Annotated in this window: 24 protein-coding genes and 1 pseudogene; 9 read left to right on the forward strand and 16 right to left on the reverse strand. The window is 56.8% G+C overall.

Features of this window, described 5'->3' with window-relative positions; genetic code table 11:
• Positions 1 to 6 precede the first annotated feature (6 nt).
• Positions 7 to 1,686, forward strand: a complete 1,680-nt coding sequence (gene alsS, locus IMQ33_RS17215) for an acetolactate synthase AlsS (RefSeq protein WP_196062951.1) — start codon at positions 7 to 9, stop codon at positions 1,684 to 1,686.
• A 171-nt stretch (positions 1,687 to 1,857) separates the two neighbouring features.
• Here the strand turns inward: alsS and IMQ33_RS26420 are convergent.
• From IMQ33_RS26420 to pldB, 3 genes and pseudogenes are all read right to left on the reverse strand, one after another.
• Positions 1,858 to 1,947, reverse strand: a pseudogene (locus tag IMQ33_RS26420) (IS6 family transposase); the annotation flags it as partial.
• Positions 1,948 to 2,025: 78 nt separating this feature from the next.
• Entirely contained in the window at positions 2,026 to 2,826 is an 801-nt protein-coding gene (yigL, locus tag IMQ33_RS17220; protein ID WP_065684874.1) for a sugar/pyridoxal phosphate phosphatase YigL, read from the reverse strand.
• 11 nt (positions 2,827 to 2,837) lie between these two features.
• Positions 2,838 to 3,875, reverse strand: coding sequence for a lysophospholipase L2 (gene pldB / locus IMQ33_RS17225; RefSeq protein WP_196062952.1), 1,038 nt, complete (start codon positions 3,873 to 3,875; stop codon positions 2,838 to 2,840).
• A 116-nt stretch (positions 3,876 to 3,991) separates the two neighbouring features.
• Here pldB and rhtB point away from each other — a divergent pair, with 116 nt between their 5' ends.
• Positions 3,992 to 4,612: a homoserine/homoserine lactone efflux protein gene (rhtB, locus tag IMQ33_RS17230; protein ID WP_021181524.1), complete on the forward strand. Its 621-nt coding sequence runs from the start codon at positions 3,992 to 3,994 to the stop codon at positions 4,610 to 4,612.
• A gap of 33 nt (positions 4,613 to 4,645) precedes the next feature.
• Here the strand turns inward: rhtB and rhtC are convergent, their stop codons facing one another.
• From rhtC to pldA, 3 genes are read right to left on the reverse strand one after another with little or no spacing between them, the layout of a single operon-like run.
• On the reverse strand, positions 4,646 to 5,272 hold the full coding sequence (rhtC, locus tag IMQ33_RS17235; RefSeq protein ID WP_024529543.1) for a threonine export protein RhtC: 627 nt from the start codon (positions 5,270 to 5,272) through the stop codon (positions 4,646 to 4,648).
• Positions 5,273 to 5,284: 12 nt separating this feature from the next.
• On the reverse strand, positions 5,285 to 7,117 hold the full coding sequence (gene recQ / locus IMQ33_RS17240) for an ATP-dependent DNA helicase RecQ (RefSeq protein WP_024484660.1): 1,833 nt from the start codon (positions 7,115 to 7,117) through the stop codon (positions 5,285 to 5,287).
• A 55-nt stretch (positions 7,118 to 7,172) separates the two neighbouring features.
• Positions 7,173 to 8,051 carry a phospholipase A gene (pldA, locus tag IMQ33_RS17245; protein ID WP_065684872.1) on the reverse strand — a complete coding sequence of 293 codons (879 nt, stop codon included), beginning with the start codon at positions 8,049 to 8,051 and terminating at the stop codon, positions 7,173 to 7,175.
• A gap of 202 nt (positions 8,052 to 8,253) precedes the next feature.
• On the opposite strand from pldA, the gene IMQ33_RS17250 reads away from it, so the two are divergent.
• Both IMQ33_RS17250 and rarD read left to right on the forward strand, forming a co-directional pair.
• On the forward strand, positions 8,254 to 8,724 hold the full coding sequence (locus IMQ33_RS17250) for a thioesterase family protein (RefSeq protein ID WP_065684871.1): 471 nt from the start codon (positions 8,254 to 8,256) through the stop codon (positions 8,722 to 8,724).
• Positions 8,725 to 8,825: 101 nt separating this feature from the next.
• Positions 8,826 to 9,713, forward strand: coding sequence for an EamA family transporter RarD (gene rarD, locus IMQ33_RS17255; RefSeq protein ID WP_021807769.1), 888 nt, complete (start codon positions 8,826 to 8,828; stop codon positions 9,711 to 9,713).
• On the opposite strand, the gene IMQ33_RS17260 is transcribed toward rarD, so the two are convergent.
• The 3 genes from IMQ33_RS17260 to ysgD form a co-directional block, all read right to left on the reverse strand.
• On the reverse strand, positions 9,705 to 10,766 hold the full coding sequence (locus IMQ33_RS17260) for an AbrB family transcriptional regulator (RefSeq protein ID WP_094982258.1): 1,062 nt from the start codon (positions 10,764 to 10,766) through the stop codon (positions 9,705 to 9,707). The two genes, rarD and IMQ33_RS17260, sit on opposite strands and share 9 nt — an antisense overlap.
• A gap of 132 nt (positions 10,767 to 10,898) precedes the next feature.
• Positions 10,899 to 11,849 carry a magnesium/cobalt transporter CorA gene (corA, locus tag IMQ33_RS17265; protein WP_024484663.1) on the reverse strand — a complete coding sequence of 317 codons (951 nt, stop codon included), beginning with the start codon at positions 11,847 to 11,849 and terminating at the stop codon, positions 10,899 to 10,901.
• Positions 11,850 to 12,015: 166 nt separating this feature from the next.
• On the reverse strand, positions 12,016 to 12,105 hold the full coding sequence (gene ysgD / locus IMQ33_RS26425) for a YsgD/CorL family protein (RefSeq protein ID WP_367651464.1): 90 nt from the start codon (positions 12,103 to 12,105) through the stop codon (positions 12,016 to 12,018).
• A gap of 190 nt (positions 12,106 to 12,295) precedes the next feature.
• On the opposite strand from ysgD, the gene IMQ33_RS17270 reads away from it, so the two are divergent.
• Complete coding sequence (locus IMQ33_RS17270; protein ID WP_065684869.1) at positions 12,296 to 12,769, forward strand: WbuC family cupin fold metalloprotein; 474 nt, start codon at positions 12,296 to 12,298, stop codon at positions 12,767 to 12,769.
• A gap of 194 nt (positions 12,770 to 12,963) precedes the next feature.
• Here the strand turns inward: IMQ33_RS17270 and uvrD are convergent, their stop codons facing one another.
• The 6 genes from uvrD to IMQ33_RS17300 form a co-directional block, all read right to left on the reverse strand.
• Entirely contained in the window at positions 12,964 to 15,126 is a 2,163-nt protein-coding gene (gene uvrD / locus IMQ33_RS17275; RefSeq protein WP_021181533.1) for a DNA helicase II, read from the reverse strand.
• A gap of 77 nt (positions 15,127 to 15,203) precedes the next feature.
• A complete protein-coding gene (gene yigB, locus IMQ33_RS17280; RefSeq protein WP_161740545.1) occupies positions 15,204 to 15,920 on the reverse strand; it encodes a 5-amino-6-(5-phospho-D-ribitylamino)uracil phosphatase YigB in 717 nt (238 codons plus the stop codon).
• Complete coding sequence (xerC, locus tag IMQ33_RS17285; RefSeq protein WP_098929163.1) at positions 15,920 to 16,831, reverse strand: tyrosine recombinase XerC; 912 nt, start codon at positions 16,829 to 16,831, stop codon at positions 15,920 to 15,922. The genes yigB and xerC overlap by 1 nt, the downstream gene beginning before the upstream one ends.
• Positions 16,828 to 17,532 (reverse strand): DUF484 domain-containing protein, encoded by a 705-nt coding sequence (locus IMQ33_RS17290; protein ID WP_024529535.1) that lies wholly within the window; start codon positions 17,530 to 17,532, stop codon positions 16,828 to 16,830. Before IMQ33_RS17290 ends, xerC begins: the two co-directional genes overlap by 4 nt.
• The gene (dapF, locus tag IMQ33_RS17295) at positions 17,529 to 18,353 is read right to left on the reverse strand and encodes a diaminopimelate epimerase (protein WP_021181537.1); all 825 of its coding nucleotides are present in this window, start codon (positions 18,351 to 18,353) and stop codon (positions 17,529 to 17,531) included. The genes IMQ33_RS17290 and dapF overlap by 4 nt, the downstream gene beginning before the upstream one ends.
• A gap of 69 nt (positions 18,354 to 18,422) precedes the next feature.
• Positions 18,423 to 18,617: a lipoprotein gene (locus IMQ33_RS17300; protein WP_282440812.1), complete on the reverse strand. Its 195-nt coding sequence runs from the start codon at positions 18,615 to 18,617 to the stop codon at positions 18,423 to 18,425.
• Between the two features lie 78 nt (positions 18,618 to 18,695).
• Between IMQ33_RS17300 and cyaY the strand changes: the two genes are divergently transcribed.
• On the forward strand, positions 18,696 to 19,016 hold the full coding sequence (cyaY, locus tag IMQ33_RS17305) for an iron donor protein CyaY (RefSeq protein WP_024529533.1): 321 nt from the start codon (positions 18,696 to 18,698) through the stop codon (positions 19,014 to 19,016).
• Positions 19,017 to 19,054: 38 nt separating this feature from the next.
• Here cyaY and IMQ33_RS17310 read toward each other — a convergent pair whose 3' ends face one another.
• Positions 19,055 to 21,613, reverse strand: a complete 2,559-nt coding sequence (locus IMQ33_RS17310; protein ID WP_024529532.1) for a class I adenylate cyclase — start codon at positions 21,611 to 21,613, stop codon at positions 19,055 to 19,057.
• A 314-nt stretch (positions 21,614 to 21,927) separates the two neighbouring features.
• Here IMQ33_RS17310 and hemC point away from each other — a divergent pair, with 314 nt between their 5' ends.
• The 3 genes from hemC to hemX are packed head-to-tail and all read left to right on the forward strand — an operon-like array spanning position 21,928 to position 24,753.
• Positions 21,928 to 22,869 carry a hydroxymethylbilane synthase gene (hemC, locus tag IMQ33_RS17315; protein ID WP_196062953.1) on the forward strand — a complete coding sequence of 314 codons (942 nt, stop codon included), beginning with the start codon at positions 21,928 to 21,930 and terminating at the stop codon, positions 22,867 to 22,869.
• A complete protein-coding gene (gene hemD / locus IMQ33_RS17320; RefSeq protein WP_024529531.1) occupies positions 22,866 to 23,606 on the forward strand; it encodes a uroporphyrinogen-III synthase in 741 nt (246 codons plus the stop codon). The genes hemC and hemD overlap by 4 nt, the downstream gene beginning before the upstream one ends.
• Positions 23,607 to 23,628: 22 nt before the next feature.
• Complete coding sequence (gene hemX, locus IMQ33_RS17325; protein WP_024529530.1) at positions 23,629 to 24,753, forward strand: uroporphyrinogen-III C-methyltransferase; 1,125 nt, start codon at positions 23,629 to 23,631, stop codon at positions 24,751 to 24,753.
• The last annotated feature ends 2 nt before the right edge of the window (positions 24,754 to 24,755 follow it).

Raw genomic sequence — 24,755 nt, forward strand, 5'->3', positions numbered from 1 at the left:
TGGATTATGGTTGGTTCAGACAATCACTGGCGGTGTGGTGCAGATTTGGTGGTTAAAAATCTGCACGCGCAGGGCGTGAAACAGGTATTTGGTATTCCCGGGGCTAAAATAGATCGCGTGTTCGATGCGTTGGAAGATGAACCCGAGATAAAAACCGTGGTAGTACGTCACGAAGCCAACGCGGCATTTATGGCAGCGGCAGTTGGCCGCTTGACCGGCAAGGCAGGAGTCGCACTGGTGACCTCCGGGCCGGGCAGTTCTAACCTGATCACCGGGCTGGCCACCGCTACCTCCGAAGGGGATGCGGTGGTGGCCTTGGGCGGTGCGGTGAAACGTGCTGACAATCTTAAACAAACACACCAGAGCATGGATACCGTCAGCATGTTCCGGCCAGTAACCAAATATTGTGCCGAAGTACATGCCGGTTCCGCCATTTCAGAAGTGATGGCCAATGCGTTCCGCAGTGCTGAATTTGGCCGTCCTGGGGCTGCGTTTATCAGCTTGCCGATGGATATCATCAATGAACCGGTGACGGCACCGGTGCTGACCGGAGGCCGCTCCCTCCGTCTGGGGGCCGCTTCAACTGAGGACATTCACGAAGCGCTTAAACTTATCCAGCAGGCGAAATGTCCGGTACTGTTGCTGGGGCTGCAAGCCAGCCGCCCGGAAAACAGTGCCGCAATACGCCATTTGTTACAGCGTACGCATATGCCGGTGGTAGGAACCTATCAGGCCGCGGGAGTGATTGATGCTAATGATTTTTCCCGCTTTGCTGGCCGCGTCGGATTATTCAACAATCAGCCTGCCGACCAACTGTTGCAAAAAGCCGATCTGGTGGTCAGTGTGGGTTATAGCCCGATCGAATACGACCCCTGCATGTGGAACAGCCAAAGGCGGTTGATGCTGGTACATATCGATGTACAACCGGCCGAAATTGATACCTGTTACCGCCCAGATGTGGAGCTGGTCGGTAATATCAACGCCACTATCAATTTGCTGACCGAAGGTTTCAGCAATGTGATCGGTATGCCTGCCGAGGTGGAACTGATCTTATCCGATCTCGGCGTGCAGCGCGCGGAGCTGGCAGAGCGTGCTGCACGCCGTGGCGGTATGCCGATTCATCCGTTGCGCATCGTCAAGGAACTGCAGGATATCGTCAGCGATGACGTGACGCTATGTGTGGATATGGGGAGCTTCCATATCTGGATCGCTCGCTATCTGTATAGCTTCCGCGCCCGCCAACTCCTGATCTCCAACGGCCAGCAGACCATGGGGGTTGCCCTGCCGTGGGCCATTGGTGCGGCGCTGGTCCGGCCGGGAGACAAAGTGTTATCCATCTCCGGCGATGGGGGATTTATGCAGTCGAGCATGGAGTTGGAAACTGCGGTGCGGCTGAAAGCCAATATTGTGCATGTGATTTGGGTGGATAATGCCTACAACATGGTGGAAATGCAGGAGGTGAGTAAATATCAACGCAAGTCTGGTGTAGAGTTTGGCCCGATTGATTTCAAAGCCTATGCAGAGGCATGCGGTGCGGTCGGGTTTGCGGTGCAATCAGTGGAGGAGTTGCGGCCTATGTTGCGTAAGGCTATGGAAATTCAGGGGCCGGTGGTGGTGGCAATCCCGGTAGATTATGCTGACAATTACAAACTGATGGCTCAAATGAACTTCAGCCAGATGATTTGATTCGGGCTAGGGAAAACGTTCCCTTAGGCTCCCCCCTTAGAGACTGAAGACGTCGTTCACCTGACGGTGCACTACGTCTGGCGGGCATTTGCCTTCCTAGTTCAATAACGCGAGTGCTCTGCCATAGGCCATGCTTTATCTGTAATGATGTGCCGTGGCTATCAACAGCCAGCACAGATCTGTCGGCTGACGCCCGTACCAACGCAGACGTTTTTCCATCTCAGGTGCATAGCACGGAACCCAACGATAAATCATGGTGTGGCACGGAATGCCTACTGTTGATGGAATATGAGCCAGATCGCTCGGTGGCGCAGCCGGTGAAGACTGCGCCACAATCAATTAAATCGAGTACATTTTACGCAGGTAATGAGGCACGGCGTCGTCAACGTTGGAGCCAATCACTTCCAGCTCCGGCAACTTGTCTTTCAATCGTTGCTGGGCATCCTGCATGATGCAGCCTTTCCCCGCCATCGACAGCATTTCCAGATCGTTCATGCCGTCGCCAAAGGCGATGCACTCTTTAAGCGAATAGCCGATAATCTTGGCGACTTCTTCCAACGCATGACCTTTCGAGACGCCACCGGCCATCACCTCCAGGCAGGTTGGGAACGAGAAGCTGACGTTGACCCGATCGCCCCAGCGCGCGTTGATGGCATCTTCCAGCGGCAGCAGTTTTTCATGATCGTCGCAGGTGAAGTACACCTTGCACACGCCATCGGTTTCCAGCAAGCCCGGCTCAAACAGCTCATATTTAAAGATCGATTCCTGGAAAAATTCTTCCTGCTCCGGGCTTTCACGGTTCATGAACCAATCGTCGTTGCGGTAGACGTTGGTCAGGATTTCCTGGTTATCGTGCATCATGTTGTACAGATCGCGGGCGATATCTTCATCCAGATTGTGGCTGAAGATCAGCTCACCGGCGGTGTTATGTACCCGCGCACCGTTGGAGGTGATCATAAAAGCACTGATGCCGAGATTATCGCGGATCTGGGAAACGTCGATATGGTGGCGGCCGGTAGCAAAAACAAAGTGCACGCCCTGCTGCGTCAGCAGCTGCAGCGTTTCTTTGGCGTACGGTGTCAGGGTGTGCTCAGGGGACAGCAGAGTGCCATCTAAATCGGAAGCAACGACGTGATACATAGCGATATGTTCTAACCTCTAGTGGAATTTTCGGCGGCAGCAGTACCGCCTAAGTGCTGAGCAAAGAATCGCAGGATTGCGTTCAGTGCCTCGGCGCGCATCGCGTCCCGTTCGAACAGGATCTCATGGCGAGCGCCTTTGATAACCCACGGTTTTCCCCCTTCACAAGGGTGCCCCGCGTCTGACAGTGCCTGACAAAAAGCGCGCTGGGAACGGTTGTCTACCACCCGATCCTCACCGGCCTGCAATAATAAAATCGGCGTAGTGATGTTAGCAGCCTGGGCAATGATCTGCTGCCCGGCCTGAATACTTTCCTTGACCCAGTGATAGGTTGGCCCACCTACCCGCAGCTCGGGATGATCGGCGTAATAACGCAGGTTGCGGCGATAACGCTCGCGGCTGTGGGTCAGCGTATTGACCACAAAGGGCAAGGGCCGCCAATGCCCGGTACCAACTGCGTAATAGTCACGCAGCCCTGGGCGCTTTTCCGTCCAGTTCAAAATACCGTTGGCCATCCAGTCCGGCATCGGCAGATAAATGCCCAACATCGGTGCGCAGAGTGCAACGGCGGAAAACGCCTGTGGCTCACGCGCCAGGAACTGCGCCAGTATCGCGCCCCCCATCGAGTGTGCCAGCGCGACGTGCTGCCGGTAACCCAAGGGTTTGACCTGCTGATGGTAAAACTGGGCAAAATCGTCCACGTAGTCGGCAAAGTTTACCACATGCCCCCGGTGCGTATCTGCCAGCATCCGCCCGGACAACCCTTGACCACGATGATCGATGATCATCACGTCATAACCGCTGTGAAACAGATCGTACGCCACTTCCGGGTACTTGATATAGCTTTCGATGCGCCCCGGGCTGATCACCACTACCCGCTGGTGCAGCGGGGAAGCAAAACGCACAAAGCGGATCGGTACGCCCCCGACGCCGGTGAACTCCCCTTCCTCACGTCGCCGCCAAAAATCCAGCAGTGGCCCAGTCGCGAAGGCAGAGAACTGCTTTTCACGGTTTAACCATTGCGCGGGATCAAGGGTGAATGACGACATGGCCTACCTTTTAACGGGATGTTCAGAGAGGTAAATGTGATCTCTGGCACGGGAAATCATACTAGCGTATTGTGGCACAAATTGGTGACAAATTGGTGTATTCAGGGAGCATTGCGATGACCTTAGACTGGTGGTTAACCTATCTGCTGACAACCCTTATCCTCAGTCTTTCCCCCGGTTCCGGTGCCATCAACACCATGAGTACCGGCATCAGCCACGGCTATCGCGGAGCGGCAGCGTCGATTGCGGGTCTACAGGTCGGCCTGAGTATCCATATCGTGCTGGTGGGGATTGGCCTCGGCGCGGTGGTTTCCCAGTCGCTGCTGGCCTTTGAACTACTGAAATGGTTTGGTGCGGCCTATCTGGTGTGGCTGGGTATCCAGCAGTGGCGCGCCGCAGGCGCGTTGGATCTGCACACTCTGGCAGGCACCATGCCACGCCGCCGCCTGTTTCGCCGCGCCGTCCTGGTAAATCTGACCAACCCCAAGAGCATCGTGTTTCTGGCAGCTCTGTTCCCGCAGTTCATCATGCCCAACCAGCCCCAGGCCGAGCAGTATGTCATTCTCGGCGTCACCACGGTGGTGATCGATATCCTGGTGATGATTGGTTACGCCACGCTGGCCACGCGCATTGCCGGTTGGTTAAAGACCCCGCGCCAAATGCAGCTGCTGAACCGGATTTTTGGCTCGCTGTTTATTCTGGTGGCGGGATTACTGGCAACGGCAAGAAAGGCATGAACGATTGGGCCGAAGCGTTCGGCCCGACGATTATTAACGGGTAAAAATCAGGTGCAGGCCAAAACCGGTGAACAACACCCCGGCCAAGCCGTCGATCCATTTCGCCATCCGCTGATAGCCCCGGCGCATGGCGGGTAACGCGAAGATGATCGCCACCAGGGTAAACCAGATAAAGGTTTCACCCGTGATCAAAGCAAACAATCCCCAGCGCGCTCCGGCACCAACATCCTCACCGACAAACAGCGAGAACACACTCCCAAAGTAGATAACGGCCTTGGGATTGGAAAGGTTGGTGAGCAAGCCACGGATAAAGCTGCGGCCCGGCTTGGGTAACGCCACCTTCACCTCTTCTGCCGGAGCAGTTTGCGCATTCTGGCTACGGGCGGAACGCAGCAGTTGCCAGCCCATCCAGCACAGATACAGGCCACCGCCCACCATGATGATCTGGTGCAGCCAGGCCATCTTTTGCAGGATCAGGTTCAGCCCCAGCAGCGCCACACCGGCCCAGACCATGACGCCAAGGGAGATCCCCACCACGCCCATCATCGCCTCGCGACGGGAACGGCTGGCTGCGGTTTGCGATACAAAAAAGAAGTCCGGCCCTGGGCTCATCAGCGCAATCAAATGCACCATCGCCACCGTTAAAAACAACATCAGCATGATTGATTATCCTTATTCGTCGTCACCGTCGAGGTGAGCGCGGATCATCGCCATAAATGGCGCACCAAAACGTTCCAGCTTACGCTGCCCCACGCCGTTGACGCTCAACAACTCGCTGGCCCTGATCGGCATCTGTTCGGCCATCTCCAGCAGGGTTGCGTCGTTGAACACCACGTACGGTGGGATGTTCTCTTCGTCGGCAATCGATTTACGCAACTTGCGCAGTTTGGCAAACAGCTTGCGATCGTAATTGCCGCCGTAGGATTTCTGGTTGGCGCTGCTGCGTACCTTGAAGCTCTGGATACGCGGCACCGCCAGCTGTAGCACCACTTCGCCACGCAGCACCGGGCGCGCGGCCTCGGTCAGTTGCAGCGCCGAATGCATCGCAATGTTCTGGGTGATAAAGCCCAGATGGATCAGTTGGCGCAGCACGCTGGTCCAGTGTTCGGTGGTCTGATCGCGGCCAATGCCGTACACCGGCAGCTTTTCGTGACCAAACTCCCGGATACGCTGGTTATTGGAGCCGCGTAGCACCTCCACCACATAGCCAATGCCGAAACGTTGCCCAACGCGGCCAATCGCCGACAGTGCCTTGCGGGCATCCTCCAGGCCGTCATAACGCTTGGGCGGGTCAAGGCAGATATCGCAGTTGCCACAGGCCTGCTGCTTGCCTTCACCGAAGTAGTTCAACAGCACCAGGCGACGACAGGTTTGCGCTTCGGCAAAGGCTCCCATGGCGTTGAGCTTATGGCGTTCGATATCCAACTGCTGCCCCGCCGGTTTCTCTTCCAGGCAACGGCGTAACCAGGCCATATCCGCCGGGTCATACAGCAGGATCGCTTCCGCTGGCAGGCCATCACGCCCTGCGCGGCCAGTCTCCTGATAATAGGACTCGATGTTGCGCGGAATATCGAAGTGCACCACAAAACGCACGTTGGGTTTGTTGATGCCCATGCCGAAGGCTACGGTGGCGACCACCACCTGTAAATCATCACGCTGGAAAGCTTCCTGCACCTGGGAGCGACGTTCGTTGTCCAGCCCTGCGTGATAGGCCCCAACGCTCAATCCACGGCTTTGCAGACGCGCGGTGGTGTCTTCCACCTTGGCGCGGCTATTGCAGTAAATAATGCCGCTTTTACCGCGCTGGTCCTGCACGAAGCGCCAAAGTTGGTCGAGCGGCTTAAACTTCTCCACCAGCGTGTAGCGGATATTGGGGCGGTCGAAGCTGCTGATCTGGATCAGCGGCTCGTCTAGCGCCAACAAACGCACAATATCTCCCCGCGTGGCTTCATCGGCCGTGGCCGTCAATGCCACTACCGGCATGGTCGGGAAGCGTTGCTTCAGTTGGCCCAGTGCTCGGTATTCCGGGCGGAAGTCGTGGCCCCACTGGGAAATACAGTGTGCCTCATCCACCGCGAGCATCACCGGCGGACAGTGATCCAACAGTTCGAGGAAGCTGTCCATCATCAGCCGTTCGGGGGCGATATACAGCATCTTGATCTGGCCGCTGCGACAGCCCGCCATCACCTCCAACTGCTGCTCCCGCGTTTGCGTCGAGTTATAGCAGGCGGCGGAAACACCATAGGCCAAGAGCTGATCGACCTGATCTTTCATCAAGGAAATCAGTGGGGATACCACCAGCGTCAGTCCATCCATCACCAGCGCCGGGATTTGATAGCACAGCGATTTACCTCCGCCGGTCGGCATCACCACCAGGCAATCCTGGCCGCCGATAATTGCGTTGATAATCGTTTGTTGACCCGGACGGAACTGCTGGTAGCCGAAGGTATCGCGTAATACCTGCTCTGCCAGCAACTCTCTGTTTATCACTGCTGCGGTTGACACACACTTCCCCATTTATCGCTATCACGGTGCCTGACTGACACCGTTATTACCTAAACTACATAATATCGTTAAGCATGACACCAACACCCAGCCGTGTCTGCTTGAAGTTGTAATCAATCATCGATTCGCCATAGCCGCTGAACACCTGGGTGTAGAAACGCACATGGCTGGTAATTGGGTAGCTCCAGCCCAACTGCGCGCCGCCATATCCGCTATTCCAGTTGTATTGGCCTTCTGCACTGAACACGCTTTCCCCCAAGGCATAACCCACCGTCAGGCGGTAATAGCCCATATACTTGGTGATATCCGGGTTATCGTCGCTGCTGTCTCTTTCCGAGAAGCGGAACCAGGGTTTGACCTCGACTTGCCAGTCGCCGTTCTGCGCCATCAGGCGTGCATAACCACGGTTCCAGCTACGTGAGGTAGGATCTTCACGGCCATTGGACTCATGGTTCAGCCCCACTTCGATATCACGCAGCGTCCAGCCGGCAAACTTATACGCCGTGGCCCAGCCGACAAAAATTTGCGGTTCGTAGTTGGTTTCACGAAACGGTGAGGATTCGTCATGGTTGGAAAGCTGCCACCAGGACCGCTGGGTGTAAGACGCCCCCAGGACCGAGTTTTCGCCAGCAATGCCACGCCAGATCGGGAAAGCCAGGCTGAGCTGGAACTTCACCTCATCCTTGCGGGCATTTTCCGCCCAGCTATAGGATTCGATCGCTTCTTTGTTCAGATCGCTGGTGTCGGTATAAATCAGGTAGTTCGTTTCATAAGGATACAGAGTGAACGGATTATCATAGTGTTGCAGCATGTTGCCGATGATGCTGCCACGAACCGCCGGTTTATTCAGATTTTTTTGCTCGGTGGCCTCATCGGCCTGCACCACTACTGGCGTAAACAGCATCGCCATCACAATCCCAGACAGAACGCGCATAATTTAGTTCACTCTCGAAAGATAAGGAAAAACCCAGAAATAAAAGCAGGTCATTTTACACACATTGCAGGATTTACCGCACTAGTGAATACATTTATCTGTCAGGCCTGGAAAGCAACAAAAGATAAGCATAAAATCCACAAGTCATTAACCTGGACTGACCAGTACATCGGCTGGCAAAACTCACATGAAGAAAGGAATTATGTCACACACAACTTTGACCCTCGAGGCCGCCCGCCAGAAAATAGGCGAAATCTTCGTCTACCACATGCCGTTTAACCGTGAGTTGGGGCTGGAGCTACGCCGCTTTGAGGACGACTTCGTTGAACTGAGCTTTACCAACCAGCCTAAACTGGTGGGCAATGCCGCCCAGAAAATCCTGCATGGCGGCGTGATCGCTTCCGTACTGGATGTTGCCGCCGGGCTAGCGTGCGTGGGCAGCGTGCTGATGCGCCAGGATCCGCTGATTGAAGAAGAGCTGGCGGCCCGTCTATCGCGCATGGGGACGATCGATCTGCGCGTCGACTATCTGCGCCCAGGCCGTGGTGAGCATTTTGTTGCGTCCGCCAGCGTACTGCGCAGCGGTAATAAAGTGGCGGTAGCCCGCGTTGAGCTGCACAACCACGATGGCTTACACATCGCCAGCGCCACTGCCACCTACCTGGTGGGCTAACGGTGCCAGCCGGTTGTGATCCATAAACCACACAATTGTGGGACACGGCCGGTTATCTTCAGTAAAATCACCGCATCTCCCTTTCCCACCCGGTAACCGTCATGGACGCACAACAAACGCGGCAGGGCATTTTCTTTGCTCTGGCCGCCTATTTTATTTGGGGTATCGCCCCCGCCTATTTCAAGCTGATCCAACAAGTCCCTGCCGATGAAATCCTCACCCACCGGGTGATCTGGTCGTTCTTCTTTATGCTGGGGCTGGTGTCATTGGGCCGCAACTGGCCGCAGGTGCGGGCCGCCTGTAAAAACCGCAAGCGGCTACTGCTGCTGGCCGTTACCGCGCTGCTGGTGGGAGGGAACTGGCTGCTGTTTATCTGGGCGGTGAATAACCACCATATGCTGGAGGCCAGCCTGGGCTATTTCATCAATCCGCTGGTGAACGTGCTGCTGGGGATGCTGTTCCTGGGAGAGCGTTTCCGCCGTATGCAATGGGTGGCCGTAGCCTTGGCCTTTACCGGAGTGCTGGTGCAGCTGTGGCAGTTTGGTTCGCTGCCGATCATCGGGCTTGGCCTGGCCTTCAGCTTTGCCTTCTACGGCCTGCTGCGCAAGAAGATTGCCATTGATGCACAAACCGGCATGCTGATCGAAACCCTGTGGCTGCTACCGGTGGCCGCCATCTACCTATTCCTGATTGCCGATAGCCCAACCAGCCATCTGAGTGCCAACCCCTGGTCGCTGAATTTACTGCTGGTTGCCGCCGGAGTGGTCACCACCGTTCCACTGCTGTTCTTTACCGCAGCGGCCACCCGCCTGCGCCTGTCTACGCTCGGGTTCTTCCAATATCTGGGGCCAACTCTGATGTTCCTGCTGGCGGTCACCTTCTACGGTGAGACCATCGGTCAGGATAAACTGGTGACCTTTGGCTTCATCTGGGCGGCGTTGGTGTTGTTCCTGTTGGATGCCTTATACCAGCAACGAAAGCTACGTTGATTGCACTGGCTGGGCGTGGTTAGAGATGAATCTGGCCATCGCCGGGCCGGTCAGCAAAATAGTAAACAGCCGCAGCGTCTGCATCGCCATCACAAAGGTCATATCAACCCGGCTGCCTGCGGCGATGATCGCCACGGTATCCAATCCACCTGGGCTGGTGGCCAGATAGGCCGTCAGCAGATCGACCGGCAGGAACTGGGTCAACATCCACCCCAGCCCACCACAAAACAGCATCAGCGCGACAATCGATACCACCATCTGCGGCAAGGTGCGCAACGCCAGCAGGAAGATGGCCCGGGTAAAACGCAGCCCGACGCTCCAGCCAATCAGCGTGTAGGCCAGCGCCAACAGCCATTCAGGCACCTGTAACGTCATGGTGCCGGTAGAATGTAATGCCGCCCCCGCGATCATTGGCAACATCAGCGCACCAGAAGGAATGCGCAGGCGCGGTCCTAACCAGGAGCCGATAACGGCTACGGCCAAAGTACCGGCAAAGCGCCAGTCGAGGGCGGGGAACCACTCCAGAGCGGCGCTCCCATGCCCAGCCTCATCTCCCAGGCCGATACGCGCCACGACCGCTGCTGCCGTCGCGACAAACAGCACGCGCAGATATTGCATAAACGCCACCAGCCGCACATCTGCACCGAAATCTCCCGCCATCGCTACCATCGCCGATGCGCCGCCAGGGGAAGATCCCCAGGCACCGGTAGGGCCGGGCAGACCACTGAAACGCACCAGACACCAGCCGGAAACGCCGCTCGCCAACAGCGTCGCGATCAGCACCAACAGCACCAGCGGCCAGTCATCCAACAAGGGGGTAAGAATATTGGGCGAAAGGCTTTGGGCAATCATGCAGCCCAAGATTGCCTGTGCCGCAATAAATAAGGGGCCAGGGATGCGCACCGAAGCGCCGAGCAGCCCCATCGCGACGCCGACAATCATCGGCCCCAGCAGCAAGGCGGCAGGAACATGGAAGGCCTGTAGACCAAACCCCAACACCAGCGAAGCCAGCAGCAGGATCAGCCATTGAATGACGCGCGGGAACTTCTCCATTAAGACGCATGCCTTACGAGCCGATAAGCAGTGGGGATATTCTACCCCGGTTTAACGGGCGAAAGAGGGGATCATTGAAGATAAAATGGGGCGGTGGTGTAGGCCACCACCCGAAGCGTACGAGAGCCGGATTTAAAGCCAGTTCTTGCGTTTGAAGTAGAGATAAGGTGCCAGTCCCGCCACGATCATCAGTGCAATCGCGCCCGGGTAGCCGAACGACCAACGCAGCTCAGGCATAAACTCAAAGTTCATCCCATAGCTTGAGGCCACCAGCGTCGGTGGCAGGAACACCACCGATACCACCGAGAAGATCTTGATGATGCGGTTCTGTTCAATATTGATAAAGCCCATCGCTGCCTGCATCAGGAAGTTGACCTTCTGGAACAGCGATTCGTTATGCGGCAGCAGGGATTCGATATCGCGCAGCACTTCCCGCGCCTGTTCCAGTTGGCTGGTTGGCAAACGCGCCTTGCGCACCAGGAAATTCAGCGCGCGTTGGGTATCCATCAGACACAGGCGTACCTTCCAGCCAATATCTTCCAGCTCCGCCAGCGTGGACAGCGCTTCATCATATTCGTCGCCCTGGTGCCCTTCCATAATCACCCGGCTGAGCTTTTCCAGATCGCTGTAGACGTTTTCTATCTCGTCGGCCAACTGCTCAATTTTGGTTTCAAACAGATCCAGCAGCAGCTCGTAGGCGTTGCCGTCCACCATTCTTATGCTGCGCGCACGCATCCGATAAAGCCGGAAAGCAGGCAGTTCGCGTTCACGCAGGGTATACAGGCGGCCATCGCGGATGGTGAAAGCCACGGTAGAGTTGCCCGCGTGATCTTCGGCGTCTTCGTAGTAAAAAAAGGAGTGGATATGCAGGCCGTCATCGTCTTCGAAGAAACGGGCCGAGGCTTCGATATCATCCAGTTCGGGGCGTGTCGCCAGGCTTTGGCCCAACTCATTTTGCACGCGCTCGCGTTCGCCCTCCTCCGGCTCGACCAGGTCAACCCACAGCGACGAGGTCAAATCATCTGAGTCATCCAACTCCAGACGGGATAAGCGGCTGTTATCTAATTTAAAAGCGCTTAGCATGTGCCAAAACTCCCTAATGGTAACGGGGTAGACAACGCATTGAAGCACAGAAAGCGAGGGAAGTATGCAATACCGGCTCGTTCCAGACCATGAAGAGATCTGACTCGGAGCGACGCTGGGGAGGGTCGCCGACAACCACGAAGGGTATCAGCGCAATGGGATAGCCTTAGAAGTTGTACCTGGTGTCCAGGTCTGTGAGCCAGTATCTACTGGGTGTGTCCAAGGCGTGTGTCCTCATTGATATTCGTGCGCGCATGTTACGCCGAGAAGAAAAAGCCTGTCAACCGGTTAGGGTGGATAATCGCGCAACAATTCAGCACGCTCGCGGCCAGTTTGTAACACTCCCGCAACCTTGACCATGCCTGATGGAAAACCGCGTCGCGATCTCTGACCGCAGCCACGAATCTTGCTAAGATTAGCGCACAGAAATATTGCGGATTGACGACATGAAACAGATTACCGCCCACGACCTGACGACCATGAGTGAACAGGCAGCTACACTTCCACGCCTGCGTGCCCACCGTACCTTACATGAAGAGCTGAGCGATCCAGTGCAACGCCTGGCCATTGCCATGGAGCCCGGCACCTATATTCGCCCACACCGCCACCCGCAGACCTGGGAGTTACTCACCCCGCTGCGTGGCCGTTTCGTGGTGCTGCAGTTCAATGACGAAGGCGTGGTCACCCAACGCACCCTGCTAGGCGAAGAAACCAAGGTGCTGGAGATGCCGGCGTTTACCTGGCATGCCGTGCTGTCTGTCGATCCGGGTGGCGTGGTGTTTGAAGTGAAGCAGGGCCCTTATCAGGCGCTCGGTGAAGACGATTGTATGCATTGGGCTCCACCGGAAGGTGGCGAGGGGATCGAAGCGGTGATGCGCTGGTATGCCACTGCAAAGGTGGGTGACCGTTTCGCTCACTAAATTATTTCCCCCTCACCTTCTCCCACGGGGAGCGATCGAGTTGGCCTGAAAAAACGGTGATACATCATGTACTTTTGTTGACTCACCTTAGGTGAAGATAAACTCAATTTTTGCTGAGATTATCTTCTTGCTTCCAACAAAGCAGGGACTTTGAGCGCCCTCTCCCTGTGGAAGAGGGTTGGGGTGAGGGGATGTTATACCGTTTCCAGCTTGGCGTAAGCTGCTACCAGCCACTTGATGCCTTCACCCTGAAACGCGATCTGCAACCGGCTGTGTTCACCGCTGCCTTCCAGGTTGACGATGGTGCCCTCGCCAAACTTGGCATGGCGCACGCGCTGCCCAAGCTTGTAACCAGTGTCGTTTTCACTGATCGGCGTCCCCATCCGGCGGTGGCTTACCGAGCGGGAAACGCTGGCCCGCAGGCGCACCTCTTCCACGCAGTCTTCCGGGATCTCACCGATAAAGCGTGATGGCCGGTGATACACCTCTTTACCATACAGGCGGCGGGTTTCCGCATAGGTCAGCGTCAGCTTTTGCATCGCACGGGTCAGGCCAACATAGGCCAGACGGCGTTCCTCTTCCAGGCGGCCACCTTCATCCAGCGACATCTGGCTTGGGAACATGCCCTCTTCCATGCCGACGATAAATACCTGGCGGAACTCCAACCCTTTGGCCGAGTGCAGGGTCATCAGTTGAACCGCGTCCTGATAAGCATCTGCCTGCCCTTCTCCCGCTTCCAGCGCGGCATGGGACAGGAAGGCCTGCAACGGCATCAGATCCTGATCTTCATCCTGGTAGCTGTATTGGCGCGTGGCCGTGACCAGTTCCTCAAGGTTTTCGATACGCGCCTGACCCTTCTCGCCCTTTTCCTGCTCATACATGATGAACAGCCCGGAATCGCGGATCACCCGATCGGTTTGCACATGCAACGGCATTTCGGCGGTTTCGTGGGCCAATGAGTCCACCAACTCCAGAAAACGCTGCAGGGAGGACGCTGCACGGCCCGCCAGCACCTTATCTTGCAGCAGCGCACGCGTAGCCTGCCACAGCGTCAGCTGGCGGTCTCGTGCCGCCTGGCGCACTACGTCGAGGGTACGATCGCCAATGCCGCGCGTTGGGGTATTCACGACGCGCTCAAAGGCTGCATCATCGTTACGGTTGGCGATCAGCCGCAGATAGGCCAGAGCATCCTTGATCTCCTGACGTTCGAAGAAGCGCATGCCGCCGTAAATGCGGTATGGCATGGCAGTTTGCAACAAGGCCTCTTCCAGCACGCGCGATTGGGCGTTGCTGCGATACAGGATGGCACAGTCGTTCAGCGCGCCGCCGTTGTCCTGCCAGGCCTTGATGCGGTTAACCACAAAGCGGGCTTCATCCAGTTCGTTGAATGCGCAGTAAATCGAGATCGGCTCGCCTTCGGCCCCTTCGGTCCACAGGTTTTTGCCCATGCGCCCGTCGTTATTGGCGATCAGGGTGTTGGCAGCCTTCAGGATGGTGCTGGTCGAGCGGTAGTTCTGCTCCAGACGCACCGTTTCCGCACCGGGGAAATCCTTCAGGAAACGCTGGATGTTTTCCACCTGTGCACCACGCCAGCCGTAGATCGACTGGTCATCATCCCCCACGATCATCACGTTGGCCTTGCCCCCGGCCAGCATGTGGATCCAGGCGTACTGGATGCGGTTGGTGTCCTGGAACTCGTCCACCAGGATATTGGTGAAGCGCTCACGATAATGATTGAGGATATGCGGCTTGTTCAGCCACAGCTCATGGGCGCGCAACAGCAATTCGGCAAAATCGACCAGCCCTGCACGATCGCAAGCCTCTTGATAAGCCTGATAGATCCGCAGCCAGGTGGCTTCCACCGGGTTACCGTAGCTTTCGATATGCTGCGGGCGCAGGCCGTCGTCTTTCTTGCCGTTGATGTACCACATCGCCTGGCGCGGCGGCCATTGCTTCTCGTCAATGTTCAGCGCCCGCACGATGCGTTTCAGCAGGCGCAGCTGATCTTCACTATCCAGGATCTGGAAGTCCTGCGGCAGGTTGGCGTCCATATGATGAGCGCGCAGCAGGCGGTGTGCCAAGCCGTGGAAGGTGCCGATCCACATGCCGCCCTGGCTGGTGCCAATCAGGTGTTCGATACGGTGGCGCATCTCTGCTGCCGCCTTGTTGGTGAAAGTCACCGCCATGATGGAGTACGGCGAGCAGTTCTCCACCGCCAGTAGCCAGGCAATGCGATGCACCAGCACCCTGGTCTTGCCGCTGCCTGCACCGGCCAGCACCAACAGGTTGCTGCGTGGCGCAGCCACGGCTTCACGTTGTTTATCATTCATGCTGTCGAGCAGGTCGGAAACGTCCATAGGCACCATTGATTGGTAAAGGGAAAACCCGCTTCCACGCGCTTTCCACTGGGAATTTATACAGAGTTCTGCTGGGATTATAACAATGCTGTCAGCGATGCCAACTGCGAAATCTCAATATGTGGTAGCAGACGGCTGTCAGCCACCTGCATCAGGCTGCGCTGACGGTCGTTGATCCAGCAGGCTTGCAGGCCCGAACGCAGCGCCCCGGCAACGTCGGTGGTCAGGTCATCCCCGACGTGCAGAATGTGTTCTGGCGCCACGCCCAACCTTTCGACCGCCAGTTGATACATATCCTGATACGGCTTGGCGCGGCCATCTGGCCCCGAGCGCAGTACAAACTGGAAGTATTGCTCCAAGCCGCACTGGGCCGGATCGGCATTGCCATTGGTGATCGCCACCAGCGGATAACGTTGCCCCAGCGCCCGCAAGGTAGCGTGAGTGGCTTCCGGAACATCGATCCGGCTACGCCAAAGGGCAAAGTTCTGCATGGCGGCATCGGCACCGATGGACGCTTCAGCATCGCGCAGCCCCTGCCGGCTCAACGCCAGGTGGACCGCCCGCCAGCGCCATTGGGTAACGTCGTGGTAAATCTCCGGATCCTGTTCACGCAGTTCCTGCCGTAAACGGTGGAAGTCCGCCGACTGGAAGTGGCTCAATCCGGGATGGTAGTTCTGCAAAAAGGCCACCGACTCATGCTCGGTCTGCTTGATCACCGGACGGTTGTCATACAGCGTATCGTCCAGATCGAAAGTCAGTGCGGCCAGCGGGCGTAACGGACGGTAAAAGTGCATCAGGATTTCCCTCGTTTGGCGCGTGGATGCGCGGCATCGTACACGTTCGCCAGATGTTGAAAGTCGAGGTGGGTATAAATTTGCGTGGTGGTCAGGTTGGCGTGCCCCAGCAACTCCTGCACCGCGCGCAGATCGCCGCTCGATTCCAGCATATGGGTGGCAAAGGAGTGGCGCAGCTTGTGCGGATGGATATGGCTGTTGACGCCCTGCTTGACGCCCCACTCGGCAAAACGTTTCTGTACGTTGCGCGCCGAGATGCGCTTGCCCTGATTGGAGAGGAACATGGCATCATCCTGCGGCGCGAACAGATCGCGCAGCGCCAGCCAGTGTTCCAGCCAGGTGACCGCCGTACGGCCTATCGGCAATTTGCGTTCTTTGCTGCCTTTCCCCAGCACCCAGATCTCACCGCCGCCCAGATCGACATGGCGGCAATCCAGCCCCACCAGTTCGGCCAGACGCAGCCCGGCTCCGTACATCACTTCCAGCATTGCGCGATCGCGAACCGCCAGCGGATCGTTAAGATCGATGTTCAGCAGTTGGTTCATTTCATCGACGTCGATATTCTTCGGCAAATGACGGCCACTGCGCGGTGTACGGATGCCTTTGGCAGGGTTGGCGCTTATCACGCCCTGGCCGACCAGCCAGTCCAGAAAACTGCGTAATGCAGAAAGGCGCAGCGCCAGGCTGGAAGACTGTAACCCGGCGCGCTTACTGCGGGCTGCCAACTGACGCACTCTGGCGGCATCCAGCATCGGCCATTCACTGATGCCCAGTTCGCCTGCCATGGCGATCAATGCCTGCAGCTGGCGCGAATAGCTGATCTGAGTCAGTGGGCTGAGTTGCCTCTCCACCTTTAAATAACGCAGGAAAGCGTCCACCGGCGGTTGCAGGTTGGCCGCTACGCCGGTCATGCGCGTTCTATCCAGCGTTCCAACAGTTTTGGCAACATACGCGCCAGTTGGCCGAGCATCACGGTGCCCATCCCCTGTTGATAATGTTGAGTATCGCGGCTGCTGAAGATCACCATGCCGAGATCGCCCTGCTCCCCCAACAACGACAGCGCCACGGAGCCAACCTGTTTGGCCTGCGGCAACAGCAGCAGCAGTTCGGGGCCATTAAGGTTGCCAAGGTAATGATAGCGATCCCCCAGGCGTTGAATTCGCAGCGGCTCAAACGCCGAGCGCGCCAGGCCAAGATGGGTGAAGTCCGACGGTGCGCCAATATTCCAGCGATCGGCAAACAGGCGGATATTCGCCCCTGCCAACCCAAACCCGCGCGCCCAACGCTGTAAGCGGTTGAGCATATCCTGCAGGCTGCTGGCGGTGGCCAGGTCGGCCTGTAGATGCAGCAGGCTGCCAAACAGCGATTCGTTTGCGCTGGCCTGCTCCATCAGCAAGGTGATCTCTTCTTCCAACTGGGTGATTTGGTTGCGCTGACGCGCCAGATGCCACTCCACCAACGATACCGTGCCCCGCACCGGGTGAGGCACTCGCATCTGTTCAACCAGCCGCGCATTGCGCATAAAGAAGTCCGGATTCTGCATCAGAAATTGCATCACCGAGTCATCATCAAGCTCAACGCCCGTGGCTATTCGATCGTCAACCTGCTTCATAAGTGAATAAATCCGTCATAAACATGGGTGGCCGGGCCGGTCATAAATAACGGCTCTCCTGGCCCTTTCCAGCGGATATGCAGGCTACCGCCGGGCAGTTCGACATGCACCTCTTCCGCCAGCAGCTCTTGCTGAATGCCCACCGCCACGGCGGCACAGGCACCACTGCCACAGGCCTGAGTTTCACCGGCACCGCGCTCATAAACCCGCAGTTTGATGTGCTCACGGCTCACCACCTGCATAAAGCCGATGTTGGCACGTTCCGGGAAGCGATCGTGTCCTTCCAGCACCGGTCCCAACAGCTCCACCTTGGCAGTTTTCACGTCGTCCACCTGCAACACACAGTGCGGGTTACCCATTGAGACTACGCCGCACAGCACCGTATGTTCCGCCGCGCGCATAATGTAGGTCTTTTCCGCTTTGGTGGCGCGAAACGGCACAATCTGCGGATCGAAATTCGGCTCGCCCATATTGACGCACACCAGGTCATCATCGGTGACGCTCAGGATCATGCGCCCGGTCTGGGTGCTGACGCGGATATCACGCTTGTTGGTCAAGCCTTTCAAGCGTACAAAGCGGGCAAAGCAGCGGGCGCCGTTACCACACTGGGCCACTTCACTGCCGTCAGCATTGAAAATGCGGTAATGGAAATCGAGTTCGGGATCGTACGGCGGTTCTACCACCAGCATCTGGTCAAAACCCACGCCCAGATGCCGGTCGGCCAGACGGCGGATCAGCTCAGGTGAAAAGTAGACGTTCTGTGTAACGGCATCGACCACCATAAAGTCGTTGCCTAAACCGTGCATTTTGGAGAACTGCATATCATACTCCGCTATCTGGACGACGTACCGTCTGATACTTATGGTGGCATCAACCACCATAAAGGCTCATTACTGATTGATCATCGACGGTTGCTGCTGAGTGCCAGCGGGTTCTTGTTGGTTTTTGCTAACGGTACCAGCACTGGTTACCGGTTGCTCTGCCGGTTTGTCCTTCGGTGGAAAATACAGCGGGCCCTTCAGGCCACAGCCAGAGAGCCCGGCCAGCAAAACGGCCATCAGCGCATAGCGTAGTTGTTTTTTCATTTGCATTAATGCCTGTAATTCATGCGTCCAAGCTCACTATAATCGCAGGTGGATCATGAAAAGCAATAGGAATCGAATATGAACGATAGCGAGTTTCACCAGTTGGCCGACCAACTGATGCTGAATATTGAACAGACCCTGGACGATTTTGATGGTGATGCGGATATCGATTACGAAACCAACGGCGGGGTGATGACGCTAAGCTTCGAAAACGGCAGCAAGATTGTGATCAACCGTCAGGAGCCGTTGCACCAGGTGTGGCTGGCCACCAAGGCCGGAGGCTATCACTTTAACTATCGTGACGAGAGCTGGCAGTGCGATCGCAGCGGCCGGGAATTTTATGAGTTACTGAGTGAAGCGGCCAGCACACAGTCCGGCGAGACGGTCAGCTTCAGTTGAGTTCTGCTGAGGGGCGCAAGCGACTGCGCCCTCGAGCATTAATGCAGCTGGAACTGTTGCTTCAGAGGCTGTGCGGCATTGCCGTCGGCGACCGTGATACACAGGTTCGACAACGCATTGCTGCGGAATGGGATCACCTGGGTGCGCCCATCGAGATGGACTATCTGATAAAACTGCGGCAGGTTGAAGTTGATAAAGCTGGAGCCGTAGGTAAAGCGATCGTGTGAGGAGGAATAGAAGCGGCTGACATCGCGCACCAACTCCTCTTTGCTCCCTTCACAATGGTGATACACCTCAACCCGGTTCGACTCATCCAGAATGTAAATGTTGAAGCCTTTATCATCCGTGGTGTCTTCAAAGAAGAACTGGATAATCCCCTCACTGGCAAAACCATCGACTACCGGTGGCAAATGCACCTGATCGGTTTCTACCTTGATCGACAGACCATGCAGTTTGTTGTTGGAGATAGCCCCATAGAACTCCACGGCGTTTTCCAGCTTCTGCACCGACACGCTCAGGCGTTCGAAGAACAGGCCCCAGGTTTGCCCGGCCACACGCACCGCTTTAAACCGGCCCGGCTCCAGGCGAGTGCTGGAAAGACGCAGCTCGATACACTCGGAAACCAGCTGTTGAATGCGGGTACGGATCAGGCCACGCAGGTGCTGGCTATAGCAGAATACCTCCACCGATTCCGGCGGTGCAGCATCCTGATGCATCTTGCCCAGAATGGTCTTCAACGCTTCAAGCACCGACTGCTCACCGCTGAAATGCAGGGTACGCACTTCGTTCCATGAGTTGCGGTACAGCAGATCGATACTGCCAACCAGGCATTGCTGCTGTTGGCCAAAGCTGAACACGTCCAGCTTGCGGAAATCGAAATGCACCACCTGATTACGGAAGGCCGCCGTCGGGTCGTTTTCCAGGTTGACGATAATCGCCAGATGGCGGATTTCGCACGGGCTGTAGAGCGCTTTCGGCGTCGGAGCGGCCAAGCGCAGCGGGAAATGGTGCGACACGTCGGTAACCAGTTCCTGCAGTTTGGCGGTGTCGCAGATATTGCCGCTCTTGATATGCAAGCGGGTGCGTGAGGTGAGCAGGCCGTTGAAGTAAGCCCAGGCCACCAGCTTGTTGAGATAGCGGTTATATTCCAGCGGCTGATGGCTGACGATCGAACTCATCTCCGGTGCCTGATTGTACAGGTACCAGCCGGTGCGGTTGGCGCGGCCAATCGGCACGTGAATAAAGGTCAGGTCGTTTTCTGACAGGTCTGGCGAAATTTGCGGGTTCACCAGCGTCACCTTACCCGGCAGTGCCTCAAAGGCCGCGTACAGTTTACGGGTCAACACTCCGATATCCTGCGGGCTGGCACTGACGCTGAGATTGTTGCGGCGAGCGAAACGGATCAGGTTGCGATAGCTTTGCATCATCGCATCCAGCAGTTCGTTATGGGCTTCGCGCACCCGTTCGATCTTCCAGTTAGCCCGGTTATCGAGGATCTCCAACCGCTCTTCGTCCCAGCCCCACTCACTGACCAGTTGGCTGAGGATTTCCCGCCGCCAACCGATGGTGGCGTTGTTGGATTGCGACAGCTTCTCGCAGACCTTCAGATAGAAGCAGCGGCGAACCAGGTCAAGGCGGGTGGTGTCGTTGATTTCAGTCAGGTAGTGGGTGACGCGCTCCAGCATCATGCAATAGGCATCAAGGCCGAAGCAGACGATCTCCCCCTGGTGCAGACGATGCTTGATCCCCATCGCCAGTAACTGCGTTTTCGGGTATTCCCATGAATAGGCTTCGAGCAGCAGAGTTTTCAGCACCGCCTTGTAGGGCGAATCGATGCTCTTATACAGTTGCCACAGGCTGGCACCGAAGTACTCTTCGGCAGAGAGCGTGCTCAATCCGCCAAGATCCAGCCACTCATTCGGGGTTAATACCCCCTGGGAATAGAGCGAAAGCACATATTCATCGTAATGCGCTTCCTCTTCGCCCGGCACCATGTTCCACAGGATACGTTTCCCTGCCAGGCGTACGGCCGTGCGGTAGAACTCATCGAGCAACAGAATATGTTGGGTTGAGCCGCAGTCTTCACCGCCCAGGCTGCCGCTTTCGTTGTGGCGGAAGCGGTTTTCGTCGATCAGGAAGAAGCTGACTTCCACCCCCATCGAGGCCGCCCATTTCTCCAGCAGGCTGCATTTTTGCTGCAGGCGGCTGCGTTCCTCATTGTCTAGCCAGGATTGGTGGCAGACCCAGATATCCAGATCCGAGGTGCAGCTCTGGCCGATCGAGGAGGTGCTGCCCATGGAATAAAGCGCCGTAATCGGCAGTTCGCCCGTGGCCATTTTTTCAAACGGGCTGCCCCATTTGTCTTCTAGATCATTGAGATAAGCTTGTTGGGTTTCATCAGGCGTGTAGATACAGATGCCATGGGGAACGTTACCGTTGAGGTAGCCCGGCATCAGTGGGTGATGGTGGTGCAATAAGGTAGGCAGCAGACTGTAGACCCGTTGGAACGCGGGCTTCATGGCCGCCAGGGCACGATCGACACGTAGTTGGTTGATCGCATCCAGTCTTTGTTTCAGTGTCTCGATGTAGAGGTACAAGACGTCTCGCCTGATTATCCCGATGCTTGAAAAAAACCCGTATTCCCGCTGCGTCTTTAGTTTAGAAGAATTTTTGACGACTTATTGCTGGAAACGTGATCAATCTAACACCTTGCTGATTGACCGTAAAGGAGGTAAAGCGACACACTTATCCTAGCGCTTCTATAAATGATTTACCCGCAGTGTGAACTGCCGCCAACTTCCCCTCACGCCCCTTTGATTCCGTTGTCCTTTCTCCGCCTGTGGCTTCTTGCACTGACAGTTTTGATCCTCAGTGGTAGGATGGACGGCGAATTATAAAAACGGTAACCAGCATGTTAGACAAAATTATTCGAATTGCCACCCGTCAGAGCCCACTTGCCCTATGGCAAGCACGCTATGTTCAGCAGCGTCTGATGGCGAGCCATCCAGGCCTGCAGGTGGAACTGGTGCCTATGGTCACGCGCGGCGACATCATTCTGGATACGCCGCTGGCCAAGGTTGGCGGTAAGGGCCTGTTCGTCAAAGAACTTGAGCTGGCTCTGCTGGAAGGCCGGGCAGACATTGCCGTGCACTCAATGAAAGACGTCCCCGTCGACTTCCCCGCCGGCTTGGGGCTGGTCACCATCTGTGAACGTGACGACCCGCGTGACGCTTTTGTCTCCAATAACTTTGCCTCGCTCGATCAACTGCCGCTAGGCAGCGTGGTAGGTACCTCCAGCCTGCGCCGTCAATGCCAGCTGCGTCGCCGTCGCCCGGATCTGATCGTGCGCGATCTACGGGGCAACGTCGGCACAAGGTTGGGTAAGCTGGATAACGGCGATTACGACGCCATTATTCTGGCCGTGGCCGGGTTAAAACGTCTGGGCCTGGAACAGCGTATCCGCTGCCCGCTGAGCGCGGAAGAATCCTTGCCTGCCGTCGGCCAGGGTGCGGTCGGTATCGAATGCCGCCTTGACGATGACGTCACCCGCGCTTTGCTGGCCCCTCTCAACCATCGCGAAACAGAAATCCGTGTCCGCGCCGAACGGGCGATGAACACCCGGCTGGAAGGGGGCTGCCAGGTTCCCATCGGCAGCTATGCCGAGCTGACAGGCGATGAACTGTGGTTACGTGCGCTGGTCGGTGCCCCTGATGGCAGTCAGATGGTCTGCGGTGAACGCCGTGGCCCGTCGGCACAGGCTGAGCAAATGGGTGTAGAACTGGCAGAAGAACTGTTGGCTGCCGGTGCCCGTGAGATCCTGCATGACGTTTATCAGGGAAATCCTCCTGCATGACTATTCTGGTAACCCGCCCTTCTCCCGCCGGGGAACAACTGGTGAGCCGCCTGCGCGCACTTGGCCGGGTTGCCTTTCACGCGCCGCTGATCGACTTCGCCCCCGGTAACGATCTTGTCCGCTTACCTCAGGGGCTGGCAGAGTTGCAGGCGGGCGATCTGGTGTTTGCCCTATCGCAGCATGCCGTCAGCTATGCCAGTTCGGTCATCAATCGTGCCGGGCTTCAATGGCCTGGCCAGTTGTCCTATTATGCTATTGGCCGCACCACCGCACTGGCAATGCATCGCATCAGCAGCCTGCCGGTAGACTATCCGCGTGAACGTGAAATCAGCGAAATGCTGTTGCTGCTGCCCGCGTTGCAACAGCTCACCGGTAAACGGGCGTTGATCATGCGGGGCAACGGCGGCCGCGAACTGCTAGGCGAGACGCTGGCTGAGCGGGGTGCAGTGGTAAGCTATTATGAATGTTATCAACGCAGCCCGGTGCACTATGATGGCAGTGAGCAAAGCGCCCACTGGCAACGTGCCGGTATCAATACGCTGGTAGTGACCAGCGGCGAAATGTTACAACAGCTCTATACTTTAGTTCCTGATTACTATCGCTCTTCGTGGCTGTTACGTTGCCGCCTGATAGTCGTCAGTGAACGTCTTGCTACCCTTGCCCAGGAGCTGGGTTGGAGCACGATTCGGGTAGCTGAAAACGCAGATAATGACGCGCTGATCCGCGCGCTACAATAACCTGACTATGGGATGTGCCACTATGACGGAACAAAACACTCCATCCGCCGCGGTTGAAGAATCAAACCCAGCGGTTGAGAGCCCCCAGCAGCCAGCCGCTGACCACCGGAAAGGTAAGAACACCGGCCCGGTATTGGGTGCGATTGCCATCGTGCTGGTCATCGCTCTGGGTGCTGGCGGCTATTATCACACGCACCAGCAGGCGCAGACATTGATCGCCGCCAACCAGGCCTTGCAACAACAGTTGGCAGAGCTTAAGCAGAGCCAGCAGCAGGAAAAGAGCGCGCTGGAAGGCTTGCTGCAACAGCAGGGGAAAACGCTGGAGGCCACCGATCGCGAGCAAACCTCGCTGGTGCGTCAGCTCAATGAACTGCAAGATAAGGTTGCCACCATTTCCGGCAGCGATGCCAAAACCTGGCTGCTGGCACAGGCGGACTTTCTGGTGAAAATGGCAGGCCGCAAGCTGTGGAGCGATCAGGATGTCACCACCGCGGCTGCGCTGCTGAAAAGCGCCGACGCCAGCCTGGCAGAGATGAACGATCCGAGCCTGATCGATATTCGCCGCGCCATCACCGAAGATGTCGGCACCCTTTCCGCCGTGGCGCAGATCGATTTTGACGGCATCATCCTGAAGGTCAACCAACTGTCCAATCAGGTCGACGACCTGCGTCTGGCGGATAACAACCGTGACGAACGGCCAATGGATGAAGACGACGGCGAGCTGTCCAGTTCGTTGAGCGAATGGCGTCAAAACCTGACCAAAAGCTGGCACAACTTTATGGCGGACTTTATTACCGTCCGCCGTCGCGATAGCAGTGCCGAACCGCTGCTGGCGCCGAATCAGGATGTCTACCTGCGTGAGAATATCCGTTCGCGCCTGCTGGTTGCCGCACAGGCGATCCCTCGTCATCAGAACGAAGTGTATAAACAGTCGCTGGAAACGGTATCGACCTGGGTACGCGCCTACTTCGATACCACCGATCCGGCTACCAAGGCATTCCTGGAAGAGTTGGACAACCTGAGCCAGCAATCGATCTCCATGGACGTGCCGGGCCAGCTGAAAAGCCAGCCGATGCTGGAAAAACTGATGCAGACCCGGGTACGTAATCTGTTGGCCCAGGCCCCTGCCACTCACCAGGAGGGATAAGC

Origin of the sequence: Serratia sp. Res13-Sevr-LER1-36-b (assembly GCF_015673035.1) — a bacterium.
Classification (GTDB): Bacteria; Pseudomonadota; Gammaproteobacteria; order Enterobacterales; family Enterobacteriaceae; genus Chania; species Chania fonticola_C.

Bases quoted from the DNA above. Each gene is read 5' to 3' on its own strand.
- rhtB (WP_021181524.1), top strand. From the start codon at position 3,992: ATGACCTTAGACTGGTGGTTAACCTATCTGCTGACAACCCTTATCCTC.
- hemX (WP_024529530.1), top strand. From the start codon at position 23,629: ATGACGGAACAAAACACTCCATCCGCCGCGGTTGAAGAATCAAACCCA.
- pldA (WP_065684872.1), bottom strand. From the start codon at position 8,051: ATGCGCGTTCTGTCTGGGATTGTGATGGCGATGCTGTTTACGCCAGTA.
- cyaY (WP_024529533.1), top strand. From the start codon at position 18,696: ATGAACGATAGCGAGTTTCACCAGTTGGCCGACCAACTGATGCTGAAT.
- alsS (WP_196062951.1), top strand. From the start codon at position 7: ATGGTTGGTTCAGACAATCACTGGCGGTGTGGTGCAGATTTGGTGGTT.
- hemC (WP_196062953.1), top strand. From the start codon at position 21,928: ATGTTAGACAAAATTATTCGAATTGCCACCCGTCAGAGCCCACTTGCC.
- xerC (WP_098929163.1), bottom strand. From the start codon at position 16,831: ATGACCGGCGTAGCGGCCAACCTGCAACCGCCGGTGGACGCTTTCCTG.
- uvrD (WP_021181533.1), bottom strand. From the start codon at position 15,126: ATGGACGTTTCCGACCTGCTCGACAGCATGAATGATAAACAACGTGAA.
- yigB (WP_161740545.1), bottom strand. From the start codon at position 15,920: ATGCACTTTTACCGTCCGTTACGCCCGCTGGCCGCACTGACTTTCGAT.
- rarD (WP_021807769.1), top strand. From the start codon at position 8,826: ATGGACGCACAACAAACGCGGCAGGGCATTTTCTTTGCTCTGGCCGCC.
- yigL (WP_065684874.1), bottom strand. From the start codon at position 2,826: ATGTATCACGTCGTTGCTTCCGATTTAGATGGCACTCTGCTGTCCCCT.
- IMQ33_RS17260 (WP_094982258.1), bottom strand. From the start codon at position 10,766: ATGGAGAAGTTCCCGCGCGTCATTCAATGGCTGATCCTGCTGCTGGCT.
- IMQ33_RS17300 (WP_282440812.1), bottom strand. From the start codon at position 18,617: ATGAAAAAACAACTACGCTATGCGCTGATGGCCGTTTTGCTGGCCGGG.
- dapF (WP_021181537.1), bottom strand. From the start codon at position 18,353: ATGCAGTTCTCCAAAATGCACGGTTTAGGCAACGACTTTATGGTGGTC.
- hemD (WP_024529531.1), top strand. From the start codon at position 22,866: ATGACTATTCTGGTAACCCGCCCTTCTCCCGCCGGGGAACAACTGGTG.
- IMQ33_RS17290 (WP_024529535.1), bottom strand. From the start codon at position 17,532: ATGAAGCAGGTTGACGATCGAATAGCCACGGGCGTTGAGCTTGATGAT.
- IMQ33_RS17250 (WP_065684871.1), top strand. From the start codon at position 8,254: ATGTCACACACAACTTTGACCCTCGAGGCCGCCCGCCAGAAAATAGGC.
- ysgD (WP_367651464.1), bottom strand. From the start codon at position 12,105: ATGCGCGCACGAATATCAATGAGGACACACGCCTTGGACACACCCAGT.
- pldB (WP_196062952.1), bottom strand. From the start codon at position 3,875: ATGTCGTCATTCACCCTTGATCCCGCGCAATGGTTAAACCGTGAAAAG.
- corA (WP_024484663.1), bottom strand. From the start codon at position 11,849: ATGCTAAGCGCTTTTAAATTAGATAACAGCCGCTTATCCCGTCTGGAG.
- rhtC (WP_024529543.1), bottom strand. From the start codon at position 5,272: ATGCTGATGTTGTTTTTAACGGTGGCGATGGTGCATTTGATTGCGCTG.
- IMQ33_RS17270 (WP_065684869.1), top strand. From the start codon at position 12,296: ATGAAACAGATTACCGCCCACGACCTGACGACCATGAGTGAACAGGCA.